This is a genomic window from Microvirga terrestris (genome assembly GCF_015694425.1).
Classification (GTDB): domain Bacteria; phylum Pseudomonadota; class Alphaproteobacteria; order Rhizobiales; family Beijerinckiaceae; genus Microvirga; species Microvirga terrestris.
The window spans coordinates 539,940-561,370 of the sequence record NZ_JADQDN010000002.1 but is presented as its reverse complement, the minus strand read 5'-3'; the positions used below and the strand labels follow the sequence as shown (position 1 = coordinate 561,370).

Below are 21,431 nucleotides of genomic sequence, written 5' to 3'. Positions count from 1 at the left end.
TCCCGGCTCTTCGCTTCGCTGCGGCCGGGATGACGGGAACCCTCCCGGGAGGACACCATGACGAACTTCACCAATTTCCGCTTCGAGACCGACGCCGACGGCATTGCGCTCGTCACATGGGATATGCCGGGCCGCTCCATGAACGTGATCACCCCCGAGGTGATGGGCGAACTGGAGCGTATCATCGAGACGGTCGTGGGCGACGAGGCCATCAAGGGCTGTGTCATCACCTCGGGCAAGGAGGCCTTCTCGGGCGGCGCGGACCTCACCATGCTCCAGGGGCTGGGCAGCGAGTATGCCAAGCTCGCGAAGGAGAAGGGCGAGGAGGCTGCCATGCAGTTCTTCTTCGACGAGTCGCGCAAGCTCTCGCTGCTCTATCGCCGGCTCGAGACCTGCGGCAAGCCGTTCGCCGCGGCCGTACATGGCGTGTGTCTCGGCGGTGCCTTCGAGCTCGCGCTCGCCTGCCATTTCCGCGTGCTGTCGGACGTGGACTCCACCCGCGTCGGCCTACCCGAGGTGAAGGTCGGGCTCTTCCCCGGCGCCGGCGGCACGCAGCGCGTGGCGCGTCTCATGCAGACAGGCGATGCCCTGCAGATGCTGTTCAAGGGCGAACAGATCCGTCCGCTCATGGCGCGCAACATGGGTCTCGTGCACACCGTAGCGCCGCGTGACGGGATCGTGCAGGCGGCCAAGGATTGGATCAAGCAAGGCGGATCGGCCGTCGCGCCCTGGGACCAGAAGGGTTACAAGCTGCCCTCCAACAAGGTGTTCTCCGCTGCCGGCATGCAGATCTGGCCGCCGGCGAATGCCATCTACCGCCGCGAGACGCAGGACAACTACCCGGCGATCCGTGCCATTCTCGAATCTGTTTATCAGGGCCTTCAGCTGCCGATGGATCTGGCCCTCAAGGTGGAGTCGCGCTGGTTCGCCAAGATCCTGCGCTCGAAGGAGGCAGCGGCGATGATCCGCACGCTCTTCATCTCCATGCAGGATCTCAACAAGGGCGCGCGCCGTCCAAAGGATGTGCCGGCCACAAGCCTGAAGAAGGTGGGCGTCATCGGCGCAGGCTTCATGGGTGCGAGCGTCGCCTATGTCACGGCGAATGCCGGCCTCGAGGTCGTGCTCATCGACCGCGATGTGGAAGCGGCCGAGAAGGGCAAGGCGCATTCGCACAAGCTCATGAGCGACCAGATCATGAAGGGCCGCGCCAAGACGGCGGATCGCGATGCGCTGCTTGCACGCATCACCGCGTCTGCCGACTACAATGATCTGAAGGATTGCGATCTCGTCATCGAGGCGGTGTTCGAGGACCCGAAGGTCAAGGCCGAGGTAATCCGACAAGTCGAGGCGGCGATCCGGCCCGATTGCATCTTCGCTTCCAACACCTCGACCCTGCCGATTTCAGGATTGGCCCAGCAATCGAAGAACGCCGCACAATTCATCGGCATCCACTTCTTCTCGCCGGTCGAGAAGATGATGCTGGTCGAGATCATCATGGGCAAGGAGACGGGCGACAAGGCGCTCGCCACCGCGCTCGACTATGTGCGCCTGATTAAGAAGACACCGATTGTCGTCAATGATTCCCGCGGCTTCTTCGCCAATCGCTGCGTGCTGGCCTATATCCTCGAAGGTCATCTCATGCTGACGGCTGGCGTGCCGGCACCGATGATCGAGCAGGCGGGCAAGCAGGTCGGCATGCCGGTCGGTCCGCTTTCGCTCAACGACGAGGTCGGCGTCGATCTCGGCCTCAAGATCTTGCGCGCCACCAAGGCGCAGCTGGGCGATGCCGTGATCATTCCGGAGCAGGAGCAACTGCTCACCACGCTGGTGGAGAAGGAGGGCCGCTTCGGCCGCAAGAACCGGAAAGGGTTCTATGATTATCCGGAAGGTGCTCCGAAGCGTCTCTGGCCGGGCCTGAAGGACCTGCAGGTGAATCCGGCTGCGGCCGAGCTCATCGACATGGACGAGTTGAAGCAGCGTCTGCTCGTCACGCAGGCTCTGGAGGCTGCGCGCACCGTCGAGGAGGGCGTGGTCACCGATCCGCGCGAGGCGGATGTGGGCTCGATCCTCGGCTTCGGTTTCGCGCCCTATACGGGCGGTGCGCTTTCCTACATCGACTTCATGGGCGCGAAAGCCTTCGTGGAATTGTGCCGGAAGCTTCAGGCCAAACACGGCGACCGCTTCGCACCGCCGAACCTTCTTCTCGACATGGCGTCAAGCGGCGAGACGTTCTATGGACGCGCTGCGGCGAAGAAAGCGGCTTAGGATCAGCAGTCATCCCGGGGCTGCGGAGCAGAACCCGGGATCGTCTGACGAGAAGAGTGCCATATTCTTGGAACGATCTCGGATCTCCGCTGCGCTTCGTCCGGGATGACGCTAGTGTGCCGGTGTTACGAATCGCGCCGACCTGAAGGGAACTCCATGAAACAGCACTTCGCCATGATGGCGGGCTACAACGCCTGGTGCAACGAGCGCCTTTATGATGCGGCCGCGCAATTGTCCGATCCGGATTACCGCGCCGATCGCGGTGCGTTCTTCAAGTCGGTGCACGGTACGCTCAACCACATTCTCGTGGCCGACCGCATCTGGATGAGGCGGTTCACGGGAGAAGGGGAGGCGCCGAACCGGCTGGATGCTATTCTCTTCGAGGGCTTCGATCAACTTCGAGCTGCGCGCCAGAAGGAAGACGAGCGGATCGTCGCCTATTTCGACAGTCTGTCCGAAGCCGATCTCGCGGGGCGTTTCCGCTTTCGGACCATCACGAATCCCATCGATGTCGAGCAGTCTTTGGCGCCGGCGCTGCTGCATTTCTTCAATCACCAGACCCACCACCGCGGCCAGGTTCACTGCCTACTGACGGGCTTCGGCCGTGAAGCGCCCTCTCTCGATCTTATGCTGTTCCAGCGCCAGACCGGGATCGGCCTCACATGAATCTCTGGCTGCGCCTGCTGCACCTGATCATCGCCTCGTTTGTGCGGCCGAAGCTCGATCCGGTGCGGGACGTCTCGCGTCTGACGTTCCGCGTGTGGCCGCACGATCTCGATACGTCGCTGCACTTGAACAATGGGCGCTACTGGACGCTCATGGATCTCGGGCGCACCGACATGATGATCCGCTCCGGGCTCTGGCGGCCCATCCTCAGGCATGGCTGGGTGCCTGTGGTAGGCGCGGGACAGATCCGGTTCCGTCGGGAGCTCAAACCGTTTCGCGCCTTCACCTTGGAGACGCGCATCCTCACCTGGTCCGACAGTCATGTGGTGATGGAGCATCGGCTAGTTTCCCAGTCCAAGGACGGCAGCTTGATCCTCAATGCCATCGCTCTCGTGAGGGCAGGGCTCTACGACCGCAGGGAGCGGCGCTTCATCCCTATGGATCGCCTGCTGAGCGAGATCGGCCTGCGGGCGGAAGTCCCTGAGGTCGCCCCGGAGGTCGAGGCTTTCCTGAGGGCAGAAGAGACGTTGAAGAGCGCGGCCTGATGGTCCAAGCTGGGGGCATCGCCGCTTAAAGCCCGCCAACTTCGAATCGGACCCATGCCTCGCATCATCGACTACTACTTCTCCCTCGTGAGCCCTTGGGCCTATATCGGCCACGCACCCTTCATGGATATCGTCCAGAGACACGGGGCCGAGGTCAATTACAAGCCGGTGTTCCTGGGCCGGGTCTTTGCGGAGACCGGCGGCCTGCCGCTCGCCCAGCGCCACCCGGCCCGGCAGCGCTACCGGATCCTTGAACTCCAGCGCTGGCGCGACAAGCGGGGCCTTGCCTTCAACATCACCCCGAAGCACTGGCCCTTCGACGTGAATCTCGCCGATCGGTTCGTGATCGCCATCAACGCTTCCGGTAAGAGCCCGGATGCCTTCCTGCGCCGGGCCTACGCGGCCGTATGGGAGGAGGAGCGCAACCTTGCCGATCCGCTTGTGCTCGCGGAGCTGGCGGAGCTGGCTGGTCTCGATTCATCCGCACTCATGGATGTGGCGACCGGCAGCACCACCGAGGCCATCTATGCCCTCAACCTCGAGAATGCGGTAGCGGGCGATGTCTTCGGTTCCCCGGCCTATGTGCTCGACGGCGAGGTGTTCTGGGGGCAGGACAGGCTCGACCTGCTTGCCGACGCGCTGGCAAGCGGCCGCGCTCCCTACACGCCGAATCCATAAAGGCTCATCATGAAGACCATCGGGCTCATCGGCGGAATGAGCTGGGAAAGCTCGGCCGAATACTACCGCATTGTCAATCAGGAGACGAACCGGCGGCTCGGCGGCGTGCACTCGGCTCAATGCCTGATGTGGTCGTTCGACTTCGACGCGATCAAGCACCTCCAGCATGAGGGCGAATGGGACAAGCTCGCAGAGGTGATGAAGGAGGCAGCCCTCCGACTGGAGCGCGGCGGCGCCGACTTCCTCGTCATCTGCACCAACACCATGCATCGCCTGGCTGACGCGGTCTCGTCGGCTGTCGGCATTCCGTTGATTCACATCAGCGATCCTACGGCCGAGAAGATCAAGGCTTCGGGCTTCGAACGGGTCGGCCTGCTCGGCACCGCCTTCACCATGGAACAGGATTTCTACAAAGGCCGCCTGCAGCAGCGTCATGGGCTCGATATCATCGTGCCGGACGAGGACGACCGCCGGGTCGTGCACGAGATCATCTACAAGGAGCTCGTGCTCGGGCAGGTCAGGCCGGAGTCCCGTCAGGCCTATCGCGAAATCATCGCCCGCCTGATCGAACGCGGCGCTCAATGCATCATCCTCGGCTGCACGGAGATCATGCTGCTGGTTAGGCAAGAAGACAGCGCCGTGCCGCTGTTCGATACGACGACAATCCATGCTGTGGCGGCAGTCGATGAGGCACTGAAACCTGTCTAACACGCTCGTCATGGCCGGGCCTGTCCCGGCCATCTCAATGCGGAAAAGCGCTGCGCTTCATATGATCGAGATCACCGGCACAAGGCCGGTGATGACATGAGAGTTGCTACTCCGCCGCCACCTTCGTCGCGCGCCACTGCGTCAGCAACGCGCGCAGGGCTGCGGGCTTCAGCGGCTTGTTGAGGACGTGGATGTTCATTGCGGCCGCAGCATCCCGCACGACAGGCGTACGGTCGGCGGTGACGAGCAGGGCCGGCATATCGACCTGGGTCTTCCAGCGCAGGGCCTTGATGACCTCAAGCCCGTCGGTCTCGTCCAGGTGGTAATCGGCAATGATCACCTCAGGCAGGCCCTTGTTCGTGCGCAGCGCCTGATGGGCGCTTTCCAGGTCGGAAGCGGTCCAGACGTCACAACCCCATCCCGTGAGGAGGAGACGCATGCCCTCGAGGATTGCCGGCTCGTTGTCGATGACGAGCACGCGTAGGCCTGAGAGCACGGTCGCGGGCGCTTTCGGCGGCTCGGGCGCTGCGGCCGTTGCCGGAAGAGCCGCGACCACAGGCACCTCCAACCGGAACACGGAGCCGCGCCCGACTTCGGAGCTTAGCGTGATCGGGTGCTTGAGCACGCGGCCGATGCGCTCGACGATGGAGAGGCCGAGGCCTAAGCCCCGCGCCACCTTCATGCCTTGATCAAGGCGCTGGAACTCGCGGAAGACGACACGCTGCTTGGACGCCGGGATGCCGAGGCCGGTATCCAAAACTTCGAGAACGAGATGCCCGGCGCGTCTGCGCCCGCCGACGAGCACGCGCCCGGACGGCGTGTACTTGATCGCGTTGGAGATCAAATTCTGCAGAAGACGGCGCATGAGACGCCGGTCCGAACGCACCGTCAGGGAGGAGGGGACGAAGGTGAGCTTCAGGTTCTTGGCCCGGGCGACCGGCTCAAACTCCCTCTGCAACTGGCGGAACATCTCGTCGATGCGGAAGCTCGACCATTGCGGCTTCATGGCGCCCGTATCGAGGCGCGAGATGTCGAGAATGGCGGTGAGGATCTCCTCGACCGCGTCGAGCGATGCGTCGATATTCTCGGCGAGCGTTCCATCGCCTGCCTCGCGATCGCGCTCCACGAGCGACGTGGCATAAAGGCGGGCCGCGTTCAGCGGCTGCAGGATGTCGTGCGAGGCCGCAGCGAGAAAGCGCGTCTTGGAGATGTTGGCCTCATCGGCCTCCGCCTTGGCGCTCCTGAGCGCTTCGTTGAGGCGCGTGAGTTCTTCGGTTCTCTCTCGCACCCGCTGCTCCAGGGTCTCGTTGGCGCGACGGCTCGCTTCCTCAGCCAGAACGGTTTCGGTGACGTCCGTATAGGTGGTCACATGGCCGCCATCGGGCAGAAGGTTCGAGCGGATCTCGATCACCTTGCCCGACGGATAAAGCCTGAGGCGCACCGGCTCCACATCGTGCCGGAAGGAGTGGAGGCGGGCCTCCACGAGATCCTCGATCTTGCCGGGTCCATAGGAGCCGCGCGAGGCGTTGTAGCGCACGATCTGCTCCATGCCGATCCCGACCTGCACGAAATTGGGCGGCATATCGTAGAGGTCGAGAAAGGCCTGATTCCAGGCGAGCAGCCGCAGATCTCCGTCGATCACCGTGATGCCCTGCTTGGCGTAGTTCAGCGCATGCTGGAGAAGATCGCGGCTGTGCTGGATCGCCGCCGATGCATCATCGAGCAGCTTGAGGGCCGCTTCCGTGGAGACGGTGCGGCGGCGCAGCAGCAGCGACAGGGCCAATCGTGAGGACGCAGTCCCGATGGCCGATGCCAGAAGGTGCTCCGCATAGCGCAGGAGATGGATGTCAGCCTCAGCACGCGTTTCCAGATTTTGTCCGCGGCTGTGAGCGAACCCTTCGAAGGACCGGACTGTTCGTTCCTCGCCCAGATAGCGGGCGACGGTGGCGCGCAACTCGCCTACGCTCACGCTGGCGCGGAACAGGCGAAAGCTCGGTGTTGCCGATGTCGCGGCCTCCCCAAGGAAGACATTGGCCTGGATCTGCTCCATAGCCGTGACCGGTCGCCACAGGGAGAAGGCGATGTAGCACAGGATGTTGAGCGTGAGGCTCCAGATGACGCCATGGGTCAGCTGGGGCAGGTCCACTCCGAACAGGGACGTGGGCTTCAGCACCGTGATGCCAAAGGGGCCGGTGACGACGACATCCGACCAGAACACGCCGTCCCAGACAAGGCTCGGCAGAAGGAGCGTGTAGGCCCAGGTGATGAAGCCGACGACCAGGCCGACGCTGGCGCCGAGCGCCGTGCCGCGCGACCAGATGAGGCCGCCGAGAAAGGCCGGGGCAACCTGGGCGATGGCGGCGAATGACAGAAGCCCGATGGCCGCGAGCGCCGCCTCGCCGGAGGCGCGATAGTAGACATAGCCGAGCAGGATGACCACGACGATGGAGATCCGCCGCACGCCGATCACGAAGCTGCCTGGATCGATGCCCGCGAAGGCGCGCCGTCGCAGCACGATGGGCATGACCAGATGGTTCGAGATCATCACAGCTACGGCGACGGAATCGACGATCACCATGGCGGTGGCCGCCGAGAAGCCGCCGAGGAATGCGATCACCGCGAGGGTGCCGGCCTTGTCCATCAAAGGCAGGGCGAGCACGGTCATGTCCCGGTCGACGGCTCCTTCGGGAAAGGACGCGAGGCCTGCCAGCGCGACCGGGATGACGAAAAGATTGATGAGGATGAGATAGACCGGAAACAGCCAGGCGGCACGCTTCAGATCCGAGATGTCGTGGTTCTCGACCACCGTCACGTGAAACTGGCGCGGCAGGAGAATGGTGGCGCAGGCTGAAAGCAGAATGAGGGTGATGTAGCTGCCGAAGCCGGAGGTCAGCCCCATCAGGTCGGAGCTTGTGCCCTGGGCGTTGAGGCGCTCCAGGATCCCATCATAGCCGTTGAACATCACGAAGGTGATGTAGCCGCCGATGATCAGGAAGGCGATGAGCTTCACCAGGGACTCGATGGAAATGGCGAGCAGAAGTCCGTTCTGGTGCGCTGTGGCATCGGTGTGTCGCGTGCCGAAAGCGACGGCAAAGCCCGCCAGCACGAGAGCGGCCACGAGGGCCAGATCTCCGATGAACGGCAGTTGCGACAGGGATGCTCCGTCCGCATCGGACAGGAACACGTCGAGGGATGACGATACGGCCTTCAACTGCAGGGCGATGTAGGGAACCGAGCCAACGAGGGCGATCAAGCTCACGAGGGCTGCCACCGGCTCGCTCTTGCCGTAGCGGGCTGCCACGAAGTCGGCGATCGATGAAATGTTCTGGGTCTTTGCGATCCGCACGATCCGGGCGACCAGCGGGTAGCCCAGTCCGATCACCAGGATCGGACCGATGTAGATGGCCAGGAAGTCGAAGCCCGAGCGGCTGGCGAGCCCGACCGATCCGAAGAAGGTCCAGGAGGTGCAATAGACGGCGAGCGCCAGGGCCGCAATCGTGGAGCGAGCCGGCCCCTGAACGAAGCGCCGCCCCCAGTTGTCGCCCCAATAGGCCACCGTGAACAGGAAGCAGAGATAGACCAGTGCCGACAACACGACGGCCCAGGTGGCGACCATAGGCGTGAACCCTCGAAAACAAGCGTGGAGTAGCTTTAGCCGGTTAGGGATGCGAAGGCCACTGCCGGCGCATCACAGGCCCTGGTCCCATTCGGGCTCTGGTGCGAAGCGCTGTGCCAGAAACGCGATGAAGGCGCGCACCTTCGCCGGAGCCTGTCGTCCGGAGGGCAGGATGGCATGGATGCCGGGCTGATAGGTCGGGTAGCTGCCGAGCACCGCCACGAGGCTGCCGTCGCGCAGGCAATCGCCTACGATGAAGGTGGGCTGGTAGATCAGGCCCTGCCCGGCGACGGCCGCGGCCAGCAGGGCATCGCCGTTATTGGCCCGCAGATTGCCCTGCACCGGCACGACGATCTCGCCGTCCGTGCCGAAGGTCCAGCGGTTTGCCCCGATGGCGCTGGGCAGGGTGTAGCCGAGGCAATTGTGCTGGGCGAGATCGTCCAGCGTCTCAGGGGTGCCGTGCTCCTTCAGGTAGGAGGGGGCGGCGCAGACGGCGGTGCGGCAGGGAGCAAGGCGCCGGGCCACGAGGCTCGAATCCTTCAGCCGCCCGATCCGGATCGCCAGATCCCAGCCTTCCTCGATCAGGTCCACGTAACGGTCGGCGAGGCCGAGATCGAAGGAAACGGCCGGATGCAGGCGGTTGAATGCAGGCAGCGCAGGAGCAATGTGCCGGAAGCCGAAGGTGAGGGGGACGTTGAGCCGCAGCGTTCCCCTCGGCTCGATCCGGTCGAGGCTGGCGGACGCCTCCGCCTCCTCGATCTCGGTCAGGATTCGCTCGCAGGCTGCGAGATAGGTCCGCCCGCCTTCGGTCAGCACAAGCTTGCGGGTGGACCGGTGCAGAAGCTTGACCCCGAGCCTCTCTTCCAGCGCGGCTACATGCTTCGTCACCATGGTCTGGGACAGATTGAGCGCTCGCCCTGCTGCCGAGAAGCTGCCCAGGGCAGCCACACGGACGAAAACCTGCATGCTGGTAACCCGGTCGAGCATGAGGCAGTCTCACTCTCCTGGTGTGAATAGATATCCTGAATTAGGCATTATCATATCAACAGTTTGAGCTCATATCGAGAGACCATTCAGGAGATCCTCGATGATTGACACCCGCACTGCTCCCTACGCCGCGCTGATCCTGCGCATCGCTCTCGGCGTCCTGTTCCTGGCCCATGCCGGCCTGAAGTTCTTTGTGTTCACCCCCGCAGGTGCCGCCCAGTTCTTCGGCAGCCTCGGGCTGCCGCCGGCTCTGGCCTATCTCACGATCGCGGTCGAAGCGGCCGGCGGTGTCGCCCTGATCCTCGGCCTCTTCACCCGCTGGGTGTCGCTGGCCCTGATCCCGATCCTGCTCGGCGCCATCGTGTTCGTCCACGGCCCTGCCGGCTTCTTCTTCAACAATCCGAACGGCGGCTGGGAATATCTCGCGTTCTGGATCGTGGCTCTCGTGGCTCAGGCTCTGCTGGGGGACGGCGCTCTTGCGGTGCGGGCCGGATCGGTGAAGGCGGCTCCCACGTTGTCCACACGGTCGGCTTGAAGGGTATAGAGATGTTGAAACCCATGTCCCATGACGCCGGGACACCGGTGGCGCGGCCCATCGATCCCGGGGTCAGGATCGGCCACGTTCACCTGAAGGTGGCCGATCTCGACCGCGCGCTCGCCTTCTATTGCGGCGTGCTCGGCTTCGAGTTGATGCAGCGCTACGGCGCCCAAGCCGCCTTCGTCTCGGCCGGGGGCTATCACCACCACATCGGCCTGAACACTTGGGAAAGCCAGGGCGGTTCGCCTCCGCCTCCCGGCACCACGGGGCTTTACCATGTGGCGATCCTCTACCCCACGCGGGCAGCCCTGGCCGATGCGCTTTATCGGCTCGCCGAGGCTGGCATACCGCTGCAGGGCGCAAGCGATCATGGGGTCAGCGAGGCTCTGTACCTGAGCGATCCAGATGGCAACGGTATCGAGCTCTATGTGGATCGCCCTGAGGACCAATGGCCGAGAACGCCGGACGGAGAACTCCAAATGGTCACCCGCCGTCTCGACCTGCAGGACCTGCTCGCGAGCCGCAACCCTTGACGAAATTCCCAGATCGGGCAGCTTGAAGCTTGGGGGCAGGCTACAGGAGGTCCGGTCATGTGGAACGAGTTCAAGCAGTTTGCCCTTCGAGGCAATGTGGTCGATCTGGCGATCGGCATCATCATCGGAGCCGCTTTCAGCAAGATCGTGGATTCGCTCGTGGGCGACATCTTCATGCCCATTGTCGGAGCCATCACCGGCGGCCTCGATTTCTCGAACTACTTCACGCCGCTGGCTGAATCCGTTACGGCAACGGGGCTGGCGGAGGCTAAGAACCAGGGGGCCGTGCTCGCCTGGGGCAGCTTCATCACGGCTGCCATCAACTTCACCATCATCGCCTGGATCTTGTTCCTGCTGGTCAAGGGCATGAACCGCCTGCGTCGCAAGGAGGATGCCAAGACCGGCACAGCCGACAAGCCTGCGGAACTCCCGGCCGACGTCAAGCTGCTGACGGAAATCCGCGATCTCATGAAGACGGGCAGGACGCTCTGATTCATCACCGGTTTCGATCGGATCCTTCGCCTTTTGTCATGCGACGCATTCAACGCTTGCCTTGCACCGGTGAACGGGTCATCCCTGTTCGCCGAATTTCCAAGGAACTCTCCCATGAATGCGTCCGTGTCGATCCCGTCCGTTCTCAATCTGCGCCCTGAAGCGGAGCAGGCACCGACCAGCGGCATTGTCGATGTGTTCAGCTATGGCCGGCTGAAGCCCGGCATCATCCCGCTCTGGGTGGGCGAGGGGGATCTGGCGACGCCGCCCTTCATTTGCGAGTCGGCGGCGCAATCCCTCGCGAAGGGCGAGACGTTCTACACCTATCAGCGCGGCATCCCCGAGTTGCGCCAAGCCATTGCCCGGTATCATGAGCAGGTTTACCGCAAGGCCTTCGATCCCGAGCGCTTCTTCGTCACCTCCGGCGGCATGCCAGCCATGCAGCTTGCCTTCCGCATGCTCGCGGGCAACGGCGACGAGGTGCTGATCCCCACGCCTGCATGGCCGAACTTCGCCGGCGCTATCACCGTCGCGGGCGCGCGTCCTGTCCCCGTGTCGATGGCCATCGACGCACAAGGCTGGCATCTCGATTTCGAGCGTCTCGAAAGAGCGATCACGCCGCGCACCCGGGTGCTCGTCATCAACTCGCCGTCGAACCCGACAGGTTGGGTGGCGAGCCACGCCGATCTTCGCGCTGCGCTCGATCTTGCCCGCCGTCATGGCCTCTGGATCGTGGCGGACGAGATCTACAGCCGCTTCATCCACGAGCCGGCGCTCACCGTCGACGGGCGCACGCCGTCCTTCCGCGACGTGATGGAGCCGGAGGACAAGATCATCTTCGTCCAGACCTTCTCGAAGAATTGGGCGATGACCGGCTGGCGCCTCGGCTGGCTGGAAGCCCCGCATGCTTTGGGACAGGTCATCGAAAACCTGATTCAGTATCAAACCTCGGGCACCCCGACCTTCATCCAGCGCGCCGGCGTCGCCGCCATCGAGCAGGGCGAGAGCTTCCTCGCGGACCAGATCGTCCGCGCCCGTCAGGGCCGGGAGATTGTTGCCCGGCTTGCCGAAACCGGTCTCGTCGAACTGCCGCCGCCGAGCGGCGCCTTCTACGCCTTCCTGAAGATCAAGGGTGCCAAGAGCTCCAAGGACATTGCCTTCCGCTTGATCGATGAGGCGAATGTGGGCCTGGCGCCGGGCTCGGCCTTCGGCGAGGCGGGCGAGGGGTATCTGCGCCTCTGTTATCTTCGCAAGCCCGAGGATGTGGAAGAGGCTGTCCGTCGCATCAGCGAGGCTCTGCCGCGGCTCGTGGCTTAAGCGGCCACGCTTGCTGCCGACATCGCCGAGGATGTGCGGCTTGCATCGACAGGCACTGATCGCATGGCCTGTGCGCGTCATCGGCATTTGACGGGAGAGGATCGGGCGTTCATTGACCAGAGCCGTGATGCGTCTCGTCCTCGCCCATCTCGTCCAGATCCTGATCGCCGCTCTCGGCGGTCTTGTATTCCACTGGCTCGGCGTGCCGGCCGCATGGTTGTCCGGCGCTGCCATTGCGGCCACCTTGTGGGGCCTCTCGGGTCGCGCCTTGCCGATGCCTCGCGCTTTGGCCGATGCCGCGATGCTCATCTCGGGAGCGGCCATGGGCGCAGCGGTCACGCCGGCTGCTATTGCTGCCATAGGCCGCTATCCGGGCAGCCTGATCCTGCTGGTCATTGGCGTGTTCGCGATTTCCGCGGCATCCACAATCTGGCTCATGCGGATGTCAGGCTGGCGCATCGCCGATGCGGTGCTGGCTTCCGTGCCCGGCGCGCTCTCCACCGTTCTCGCCGTTGCCGCTGACCGGAAGGCGGAGGTTGCCTCCATCGCCATCGTGCAGAACTTTCGGCTGTTCGTGCTGATCGCGCTGCTGCCGAGCGTGGTTGTTCTGACCGGGGATGGAGGCAATACCGGCGCGCTCATCGGGGAAGGCCTCCCGGTCGAGAGCCCCGGCGGCATGGCCTTCATCCTCCTCGGTGGGCTGGTCTTGGGAGCCGTCTTCAAGACGCTGAAGGTGGCCGCTCCGATCCTGCTCGGCGCAACGATGGTGAGCTCCATCAGCCATGGTACCGAGTTCGTCACCGGCGTCATTCCTCCGCTGATTGCAACAGGAGGCTTGGTGCTGATCGGCCTCTTCATCGCTGAGCGCTTCCGCAATGTTCAGCGCTCCACCCTGAAGCGGGCTCTCATGTCGGCGCTTGGATCCTTCACGATCGGCATGATCGTGGCTGCGCTCTTTGCGTGTGTTGCTGCGTGGCTCGCCGGCGTGAGCTTCGCCAATGGACTCGTCGCCTTCGCGCCGGGTGGGCTCGAGGCGATGACGGTGCTCGCCCTCATCCTGGGACTCGATCCGCTCTATGTCGGCATTCACCATCTCGTGCGATTTCTCGGCATCGGCCTCGTACTGCCGTTCCTGATCGGCTGGCTGCAGCGGGACAAAATCTCAGCTGCGGAATAAGGCTCAGGATCTTTCGTTTCGCAGGCGCTCCACCGCTTCCATGCGCGGTTTGGCCGTGTCCCACAGACGCTTGGTGACCGAAGCGACGAGAGCCTCGGTCAACAGCAGAAGGCCTGCCGAGGAATCCCAGTTGGACGGAGCGACGATGTGGGCGGGCAGCACGTGCCGCGCGACGCGCGCGATGGGAGACAGCCAGGGGTCGGTGAGCAGGACCACCGTTGCCCCCTGTCTCGATGCCGTTTCACAGAGCGCCGTGACATCCTCCTGATAACGACGGATGTCGAAGGCGACGATCACGTCCCTGCGCCCGATCTCGACCATCCGGTCGCGCCACAGGGCCGGCTGCCCCTCGATGAAATCCACATGGCTGCGCACGATGCGGAAGTGGCTCTCCGCGTAGCGCGCGAGCGCGCCGGTGAAGCGCCCGCCGGTAAAGTGGATGTGACGGCGCGGATCGGACAGGAGCGTCACAACCGCCTCGAATTCGGCCGGCGCGATGTTCTCCACCGTCGCCCTCAAATTCCCGATCACCGCCTCTGCGAAGGAGGCAAGGGCCGGGGCACCTTGGCCCTTGTCGGACGGGCTAGCCTTCGCGAGCGGCGAGAGCAGCTGGGCCTCCAACTCCTCCCGCAGGTGCTTTTGGAAATCCGGAAATCCGCTGAACCCGAGCCGGGTGACGAAGCGCAGCACCGATGGCGCCGAGATGCCGGCCCGGGAGGCGAATTCAGCCACCGTATCGAGACCGGCAAAGGGGTAATGGCTCAGGAGCAGGTGGGCGGCGCGCTTCTCGCTGGGCGTGAAGGATTCCATCTCGCTCCGGATGCGCTCGGCGAGGCTCGGTGCGTCTGTTGAAGGGAGGCGACGGTCGCCATGCATGCCGGATTGATCCACAGCCCCTCCTTGACGCTTCTCAAAAGCTGTATCAGAAATTTCAGAACCTGAGAATTCCATAAGAAACGTATCAAGCGTTCAACCGGGGACAATCCCTGCTTTTGGGCAGGTTGACGGAGAACCGCATGACGCAGGCGAGTCGGGTGAATGCCGATGGATCCTCTGCCGCAACGGCAGGGCAGCCGATCGCCGCCATTGAGAACCCGAAAGGGCGCTCGCCCATCCTTCTCATCTGCGAACATGCCTCCAATCACCTACCAGCCCGTTACGGTACTTTGGGGCTCGGACCCTTGGAACTGGAAAGCCACATCGCCTGGGATCCCGGTGCGCTTGGGGTCGCCAAGGAGCTTTCGCGGCTGCTCGATGCACCTCTGGCTCACGCCACGGTCTCGCGCCTTGTGCTCGACCTCAACCGCGACCCGTCCGCGTCGGATTCGATCTGGACCCTGAGCGAGCGCACCACGATTACCGGAAATCTCGACCTCGACGAGGAGGAGCGGGCTTATCGTGTACGTGAGGTCTACGATGCGTTTCATGATGCGGTCGATGCTTTCGTGACCTCGCGCATGGAGGCAGGCGAACTCGGGGCTGTCGTGTCGATCCATTCCTTCACGCCTGTCTATCGCGATGTCCCGCGGCCTTGGCAGATCGGCCTGATCTTCAACCGAGACGAGCGCTATGCCCGCCATGTGGAGGCTGGCCTGAAACATGGTCCGGCGCTCACCGTCGGCATGAACGAACCCTATTCGCCAGCGGACCGGGTGTTCCACACCCTGGAGCGCCACGCCGAGAAGCGTGGTCTGCCACCGCTGATGATCGAAATCCGCAACGACCTGATCCGCACAGAAGACGGACAGGCGTCGTGGGCCAACCGTCTGGCGCCGCTTTTGAGGGAGGGGGCACGGACGCTCTGATGACGGGCATGGCGCACACATGTGCCGTGACCCGAAACGCAGAACTTCTTGGAGGATCAACTCAATGTCAGTCGGACAAGGAAATCCCGGGGTTCACGCCCCGACAGCCGGTGTGCAGAACGCCGGCGTGACCTACACCACGGTGGATCAGAACTATTTCGAAGCCAGGCGCCTCAAGCGCCACGCACGGGTCTGGTCGCTCTGGGCGCTCGGCGTCGGCGCGGTGATCTCAGGCCATTACTCGGGCTGGAATCTCGGCCTCGCCAATGGTTTCGGGGCGATGTTCTTCGCCACCATCATCATCGCCATCATGTATCTCGGCCTGACCTTCTCGCTCGCCGAGATGTCGCCGGCCCTGCCGCATACGGGCGGCGCCTACTCATTTGCCCGGACTTCCATGGGCCCTTGGGCGGGCTACATCACCGGCATTGCCGAGAACATCGAGTTTGTGCTCACGCCGGCGGTGATCGTGTTCTTCATCAGCTCGTATCTCTCAGCGATCTTCGAGACAGCGCCGGCATTCCAGCCCGTGTACTGGGTGCTGTGCTACGCGCTTTTCGTCGGCCTCAACATCATCGGCGTCGAACTGTCGTTCAGGGTCACCGTGGGCGTCACGTTGGCAGCCCTTGCCGTACTCGCGGCTTTTTACCTGTCGGTTCTGTTCTCCGGCCAGTTCGACTTCTCGCGCTGGGCGCTGAACATCGGGCCTGACGGCACAGAGCTGCCAAGCGGCAACGGTCCCTTCCTGCCTATGGGCATCGGCAGCATCCTGGCCTCGCTGCCCTTCGCGGTCTGGCTGTTCCTCGCCATCGAGCAGTTGCCGCTTGCAGCCGAAGAGTCGCACGATCCGCAGACGGACATGCCCAAAGGCATCATCGCCGGGATCCTGACCCTGATTGCCTCCGCGTTCCTCGTGCTTTTCCTGAACACGAGCATCGCGCCGGGCGCCGTGGGCCTCGGCAAGTCGGGCGAGCCCCTGCTCGACGGGTTCCGCACCCTGTTCGGAACGGATATCGCGAAGATCCTGGCGGCGATTGCCGTGATTGGGCTCATTGCCTCGTTCCACACCATCATCTTCGCGTTCGGACGGCAGATCTACTCGCTCTCGCGGGCAGGCTATTTCCCTAGCTTCCTGTCGGTCACGCACGGCGCACGCAAGACGCCGCACGTGGCGCTGATCGCGGGTGCGGTACTTGGCCTTCTGGTGATGATGATTATCTGGTTCTCGGTGGGCGCCGAGTCCGGTGCGAGCATCATCGGCGGCACGTTGCTCAACATGGCGGTGGCTGGCGCGATGCTGGCCTACTTCATGCAGGGCATGTCCTACATCGTGCTCAAGAGGAAGTACCCGAACCTGCATCGACCCTATAGGAGCCCATTCGGGATCGCCGGTGCGGTTATCTGCATGATGATCGCGGCGGTGACGCTCTACTTCCAGTTCACTGACTCTGTGTTTAAGACAGCTGTCATCGGTGTCGCGGTCTATTATGCCGTGATGATGGCCTACTTCCTGCTTATCGGACGGCATAAGCTCATCCTCTCCCCGGAGGAGGAATTCGCGCTCACCAAGGGCGAGAGCGAGTACAAGTCCTACTAATCCCTTCGGGAGCGCGTAAGCCGCGCTCCCTTTCTCCTTTTGCGGTCAAGGTCATTCGTATGGACGCTCCCAAGATCAAGAACGCCGCCGATGCGCTCGAATATGTGCGCAGCCGCGACCTGCCCTTCGTGAAGATCGGCCTCACCGATGTGGACGGCATCATGCGCGGCAAGTACATGGCCCGCGACAAGTTCGAGTCCGCGCTCGAAAAAGGCTTCGGCTTCTGCGACGTGGTGCTGGGTTGGGACTCCAACGATCAGCTCTACGACAACACCACGCTGACCGGCTGGCATACGGCCTACCCCGACGCCACGGCGCGCGTGATCCCCGAATCCATGCGGCTCGTGCCGTTCGAGAACGACCTGCCGTTCTTCCTGGCCGAGTTCGAAGGTTACGCGGAGGCGGCCTGTCCGCGGGGCGTGCTGCGGCGGGTGCTTAAAAAAGCAGAAGACATGGGCTTCGCGGTCTCGGCCGCGGCCGAGTTCGAGTTTTTCCTGTTCGAGGAGACGCCGCATTCCGTGCGCGAGAAGAGCTATCGCGATCTGAAAAACATCACGCCCGGCTTCTTCGGCTACTCGGTGCTCCGCTCCGGCGTGCACGCGGATTTCTACCACGAGCTTCTCGACCTCGGAAAGACGATGGATTTCGAGATCGAGGGCCTGCACACGGAGACCGGCCCCGGCGTGCTGGAGGCGGCGATCCGCGTTGATGACGCGTTGAAGGCCGCCGATAAGGCGGCGCTCTTCAAGACCTATACCAAGATCCTGGCTCAGCGCCGCGGCTGGATGGCCACATTCATGGCCAAGTGGTCGCGCGACTGGCCCGGCCAGTCCGGTCACCTGCACTCATCCTTGCGCGATCTGCGCACCGGCAAGGGTGCGTTCTACGACGCCCAGGCCAAGCACAACATGTCGGAGACCATGCGTTGGTATGTGGGCGGTCAGCAGCAGCTGATGCCCGAGTTTCTCGCCATGGTCGCCTGCACGGTGAACAGCTACACGCGGCTCATCCCCGGCTTCTGGGCCCCCACCGATTCCGCCTGGGGTGTGGAGAACCGCACCACGGCACTGCGCGTCATTCCAGGTTCTGAGAAGTCGCAGCGGGTGGAGTACCGGGTCGCGGCCGCCGACATCAACCCCTATATCGCCCTTGCCGCCGCCATCGGCTCTGGCCTCTGGGGCATCGAGAACCGGATCGATCCGGGCGAGCCGATCCAGGGCAATGCCTATGCGGTCGAGCACCCGAAGGATCGGGCACTGCCGCGCTCCCTCGGCGAGGCCGCCGAGCGGCTGAAAGGGTCGCAAGCCGCCCGTCAGCTCTTCGGTGACACCTTCGTCGACCATTACGCTGCAACCCGAGAATGGGAGGAGCGCGAGGCGCGCAAGGCTATCACCGATTGGCAGCTCGCCCGTTACTTCGAGATCATCTAAAAGCCTTTTCAGGACTCAATCACAGGAGAAGGCCATGGTCCTCGCGGATCATGGTCTTTCAGGCATCACACCATGGTCGATACCGACATCGTCTGCATTTCCCCCATCGACGGACGCGAACTCGTCCGCCGCCCCATCCTGTCCGAGGCCGCCATCGATGCGGCGATCGCTTCCGCCCGCGAGGCGCAAAAGGCATGGCGCAACACGACCATCGCCGAGCGCGCGAGCAGGGTCTCGGCCTTCCTCGACGCGCTGCTCGCCATGAACCAGGAGGTGGTTCCCGAGATCGCCCAGCAGATGGGCCGCCCGGTGCGCTATGGAGGCGAGTTCCGCGGCGTCGAGGAGCGGGCGCGCCACATGATCGGCATTGCCGAGAAGAGCCTGCAGCCCATCCCGGCCGACGACGAGAAGCCGGGCTTCCGTCGCATGATCAAGCGTGAGCCGGTCGGCCTTGTGCTCGTGATCGCGCCGTGGAACTACCCCTATCTCACGGCCATCAACACCATCGTGCCGGCGCTCATGGCCGGCAACGCAGTGCTCCTGAAGCACGCCTCGCAGACGGTGCTGGCGGGCGAGCGCTTCCAGATGGCCATGGACCGGGCGGGCATGCCGAAGGGCCTGTTCCAGAACCTGTATCTGAGCCACGACCAGACGGGCGGGATCCTTGGCGGCGGTCTGGTCGATCACTGCAATTTCACCGGTTCCGTCTCCGGCGGGCGCTCCATCGAGCGTGCGGCGGCAGGCTCCTTCACTTCCCTTGGGCTCGAGCTCGGCGGCAAGGATCCAGCCTATGTGCGGCAGGATGCCAATCTCGACCATGCCATCGAGAATCTCGTGGACGGCGCCTTTTTCAACTCGGGCCAGTGCTGCTGCGGCATCGAGCGCATCTATGTGCACGAGAAGCATTATGATCGCTTCGTCGAAGGCGCGGTCGATCTCGTGAACAAGTACGTGCTCGGCAATCCGCTCGACGAGGCGACGACGCTTGGTCCCATGGCCCACAAGCGCTTCGCCGACCTCGTACGTGGGCAGAATGCGGAAGCGGTGGCGAAGGGCGCGAAGGCGCATATCGATACCAGGAAGTTTGCGGCAGATACCGGAAACACCGCCTATCTCGCGCCGCAGGTGCTGACCAACGTGGATCATTCCATGAGCGTGATGCGCGAGGAGAGCTTCGGCCCCACGGTCGGCATCATGAAGGTGAGCGGCGACGAGGAGGCGATCCGCCTGATGAACGACTCGCCCTATGGCCTCTCGGCCGCCATCTGGACGTCTGACGTCGATGCGGCGGAAGCCATCGGCGAGAAGCTCGAGACCGGCACCGTGTTCATGAACCGCTGCGACTATCTCGATCCCGCGCTCGCCTGGACCGGCGTGAAGGACACCGGCCGTGGCGCGAGCCTGTCGCGGCTGGCCTACGAGTCGCTTACCCGTCCGAAATCCTATCACCTCCGTCAGATCTGATTGAAAGCATCATGACCCCGTCACCCCGCTCCAACTGGAACTACCCCACCGCCATCCGCTTCGGCGCAGGCCGCATCTCGGAACTGGCGGAAGCCTGCAAGTCGGTCGGCATGCAGGCACCGCTCATCGTGACGGACCCGTTTCTGGCCACACAACCGATGACGAAGGCGGCGCTCGATCAACTGATGTCCGCCGGCCTCAAAGCGGCGATCTTCTCCGACATCAAGCCGAACCCTGTCGAGACCAACGTGTACAAGGGACTTGAAGCCCTAAAAGCCGGCAAACATGATGGTGTTGTCGCCTTCGGCGGCGGCTCGGCGCTAGATGCCGGCAAGGTCATCGCCTTCATGGCGGGCCAGACCCGGCCCATGTGGGACTTCGAGGATATCGGCGATTGGTGGACCCGCGCCGACCCGAACGGCATCCAGCCGATTATCGCCGTGCCAACGACCGCCGGCACGGGCTCGGAAGTGGGCCGCGCCGGCGTGATCACGCAGGAGGCCACGCACACCAAGAAGGTGATCTTCCATCCGCTGATGATGCCGAAGATCGTCATCTGCGATCCGGAGCTGACGGTGGGCATGCCGCCCCACATCACGGCGGGCACGGGCTTGGACGCGCTGGCGCATTGCCTGGAAGCCTATTGCGCGCCGGGCTATCACCCTATGGCCGACGGCATCGCGGTGGAAGGCATCCGCCTCGTGAAGGAATTCCTGCCGCGCGCGTACAAGGACGGCAAGGATATCGAAGCCCGCGCGCAGCTGATGTCGGCGGCCGCCATGGGGGCCACCGCCTTCCAGAAAGGGCTTGGCGCGATCCATGCCCTGTCGCACCCGACCGGTGCGCTCTACGACACCCATCACGGCCTGACCAATGCGGTCTTCATGCCCTACGTGCTGGTCTATAACCGCAAGGCTATTGAAGAGCGGATCGAGCGGCTCGCTGCCTATATCGGTCTCGAGCCCTCGTTCCAGGCCTTCCTCGATTGGGTGCTGCAGCTGCGCAAGGATCTCGGCGTGCCGCATACGCTGGAAGGATTGAAGGTCGACAGCGCCCGCTTCGACGAGATGTCCGAGATGGCGCCCAACGACCCAACCGCCGGGGGCAACCCGGTGCCGATCACCAAGGAGAGCGCTCGCAAGCTCTTCGAGGATGCGCTGACTGGGCGTGTTTAAGTCAGATCCTGGTTCGTCGAGGCGGTTGGCCCTGTGCCAACCGCTTCGGCGACAAGGCGTTTGGGCGCGACCGCACACCAAGCGGCGAGCAGGGCGCTTCGCAATGTCACCTCGTCGCTGTGTGCGAGATCGACATTCGTCCAGCCCTGAAGGCCCCATTTGCCGGCTACGGGAGAAAAGACGAGAGGCTCCGACTCGACACGCATCTGTTGATCTTCTGGGGCGAGCTTCACGACGGCGCGCTGCTCGTCCGGATGGAGCGTCGCAAAGATTCTGCTCCGCACACGAAAATCCGGACGGTTCATGTGAGTGCTCGCGCTGGCCGCCGGCAGAGCAAGGGCCAGACGTCGAACGTCGTCCGGTGTCATGTCGTTCTCATCGAGATGCCTGTTGCATCCTGAACCGCAATACTCTCGGTTTCAAGCTTCGCAGGTCAGG

The 21,431-nt window shown here is 63.6% G+C and carries 19 protein-coding genes; 15 read left to right on the top strand and 4 right to left on the bottom strand.

Annotation, left to right across the window (positions count from 1 at the left end):
* Positions 1-57 precede the first annotated feature (57 nt).
* The 5 genes from I2H36_RS06835 to I2H36_RS06815 all read left to right on the top strand — a co-directional run bounded on the left by I2H36_RS06835 (position 58) and on the right by I2H36_RS06815 (position 4,862).
* A complete protein-coding gene (locus tag I2H36_RS06835) occupies positions 58-2,265 on the top strand; it encodes an FAD-dependent oxidoreductase (protein WP_196263102.1) in 2,208 nt (735 codons plus the stop codon).
* A 156-nt stretch (positions 2,266-2,421) separates the two neighbouring features.
* Entirely contained in the window at positions 2,422-2,931 is a 510-nt protein-coding gene (locus I2H36_RS06830) for a DinB family protein (RefSeq protein WP_196263101.1), read from the top strand.
* Positions 2,928-3,476: an acyl-CoA thioesterase gene (locus I2H36_RS06825; RefSeq protein ID WP_196263100.1), complete on the top strand. Its 549-nt coding sequence runs from the start codon at positions 2,928-2,930 to the stop codon at positions 3,474-3,476. The genes I2H36_RS06830 and I2H36_RS06825 overlap by 4 nt, the downstream gene beginning before the upstream one ends.
* Before the next feature lie 54 nt (positions 3,477-3,530).
* Positions 3,531-4,154 carry a 2-hydroxychromene-2-carboxylate isomerase gene (locus tag I2H36_RS06820; protein ID WP_196263099.1) on the top strand — a complete coding sequence of 208 codons (624 nt, stop codon included), beginning with the start codon at positions 3,531-3,533 and terminating at the stop codon, positions 4,152-4,154.
* 9 nt (positions 4,155-4,163) lie between these two features.
* Positions 4,164-4,862 (top strand): aspartate/glutamate racemase family protein, encoded by a 699-nt coding sequence (locus I2H36_RS06815; RefSeq protein ID WP_196263098.1) that lies wholly within the window; start codon positions 4,164-4,166, stop codon positions 4,860-4,862.
* A 106-nt stretch (positions 4,863-4,968) separates the two neighbouring features.
* On the opposite strand, the gene I2H36_RS06810 is transcribed toward I2H36_RS06815, so the two are convergent.
* Positions 4,969-8,478 carry a PAS domain-containing hybrid sensor histidine kinase/response regulator gene (locus I2H36_RS06810; protein ID WP_196263097.1) on the bottom strand — a complete coding sequence of 1,170 codons (3,510 nt, stop codon included), beginning with the start codon at positions 8,476-8,478 and terminating at the stop codon, positions 4,969-4,971.
* A gap of 72 nt (positions 8,479-8,550) precedes the next feature.
* Entirely contained in the window at positions 8,551-9,465 is a 915-nt protein-coding gene (locus tag I2H36_RS06805; RefSeq protein ID WP_196263096.1) for a LysR family transcriptional regulator, read from the bottom strand.
* 100 nt (positions 9,466-9,565) lie between these two features.
* On the opposite strand from I2H36_RS06805, the gene I2H36_RS06800 reads away from it, so the two are divergent.
* From I2H36_RS06800 to I2H36_RS06780, 5 genes are all read left to right on the top strand, one after another.
* Entirely contained in the window at positions 9,566-10,000 is a 435-nt protein-coding gene (locus I2H36_RS06800; protein ID WP_196263095.1) for a DoxX family protein, read from the top strand.
* Positions 10,001-10,023: 23 nt separating this feature from the next.
* Entirely contained in the window at positions 10,024-10,536 is a 513-nt protein-coding gene (locus I2H36_RS06795; RefSeq protein ID WP_246718675.1) for a VOC family protein, read from the top strand.
* Between the two features lie 57 nt (positions 10,537-10,593).
* Positions 10,594-11,028, top strand: a complete 435-nt coding sequence (gene mscL, locus I2H36_RS06790) for a large conductance mechanosensitive channel protein MscL (protein WP_196263093.1) — start codon at positions 10,594-10,596, stop codon at positions 11,026-11,028.
* 114 nt (positions 11,029-11,142) lie between these two features.
* Positions 11,143-12,345, top strand: a complete 1,203-nt coding sequence (locus I2H36_RS06785; protein ID WP_196263092.1) for a pyridoxal phosphate-dependent aminotransferase — start codon at positions 11,143-11,145, stop codon at positions 12,343-12,345.
* A 127-nt stretch (positions 12,346-12,472) separates the two neighbouring features.
* Positions 12,473-13,522, top strand: coding sequence for an AbrB family transcriptional regulator (locus tag I2H36_RS06780; RefSeq protein ID WP_196263091.1), 1,050 nt, complete (start codon positions 12,473-12,475; stop codon positions 13,520-13,522).
* A 3-nt stretch (positions 13,523-13,525) separates the two neighbouring features.
* Here the strand turns inward: I2H36_RS06780 and I2H36_RS06775 are convergent, their stop codons facing one another.
* On the bottom strand, positions 13,526-14,413 hold the full coding sequence (locus I2H36_RS06775) for a MurR/RpiR family transcriptional regulator (RefSeq protein WP_343234408.1): 888 nt from the start codon (positions 14,411-14,413) through the stop codon (positions 13,526-13,528).
* 125 nt (positions 14,414-14,538) lie between these two features.
* Between I2H36_RS06775 and I2H36_RS06770 the strand changes: the two genes are divergently transcribed.
* From I2H36_RS06770 to I2H36_RS06750, 5 genes are all read left to right on the top strand, one after another.
* Complete coding sequence (locus I2H36_RS06770) at positions 14,539-15,327, top strand: N-formylglutamate amidohydrolase (RefSeq protein ID WP_196263090.1); 789 nt, start codon at positions 14,539-14,541, stop codon at positions 15,325-15,327.
* A 64-nt stretch (positions 15,328-15,391) separates the two neighbouring features.
* Positions 15,392-16,924, top strand: a complete 1,533-nt coding sequence (locus tag I2H36_RS06765; RefSeq protein ID WP_196263089.1) for an amino acid permease — start codon at positions 15,392-15,394, stop codon at positions 16,922-16,924.
* A 59-nt stretch (positions 16,925-16,983) separates the two neighbouring features.
* Positions 16,984-18,354 carry a glutamine synthetase family protein gene (locus tag I2H36_RS06760; RefSeq protein WP_196263088.1) on the top strand — a complete coding sequence of 457 codons (1,371 nt, stop codon included), beginning with the start codon at positions 16,984-16,986 and terminating at the stop codon, positions 18,352-18,354.
* 72 nt (positions 18,355-18,426) lie between these two features.
* The gene (locus I2H36_RS06755; RefSeq protein WP_196263087.1) at positions 18,427-19,818 is read left to right on the top strand and encodes an aldehyde dehydrogenase family protein; all 1,392 of its coding nucleotides are present in this window, start codon (positions 18,427-18,429) and stop codon (positions 19,816-19,818) included.
* Positions 19,819-19,829: 11 nt separating this feature from the next.
* Positions 19,830-20,993, top strand: a complete 1,164-nt coding sequence (locus tag I2H36_RS06750; protein ID WP_196263086.1) for an iron-containing alcohol dehydrogenase — start codon at positions 19,830-19,832, stop codon at positions 20,991-20,993.
* On the opposite strand, the gene I2H36_RS06745 is transcribed toward I2H36_RS06750, so the two are convergent.
* On the bottom strand, positions 20,990-21,361 hold the full coding sequence (locus I2H36_RS06745) for an MmcQ/YjbR family DNA-binding protein (protein WP_196263085.1): 372 nt from the start codon (positions 21,359-21,361) through the stop codon (positions 20,990-20,992). The genes I2H36_RS06750 and I2H36_RS06745 overlap by 4 nt on opposite strands.
* Positions 21,362-21,431 lie beyond the last annotated feature (70 nt).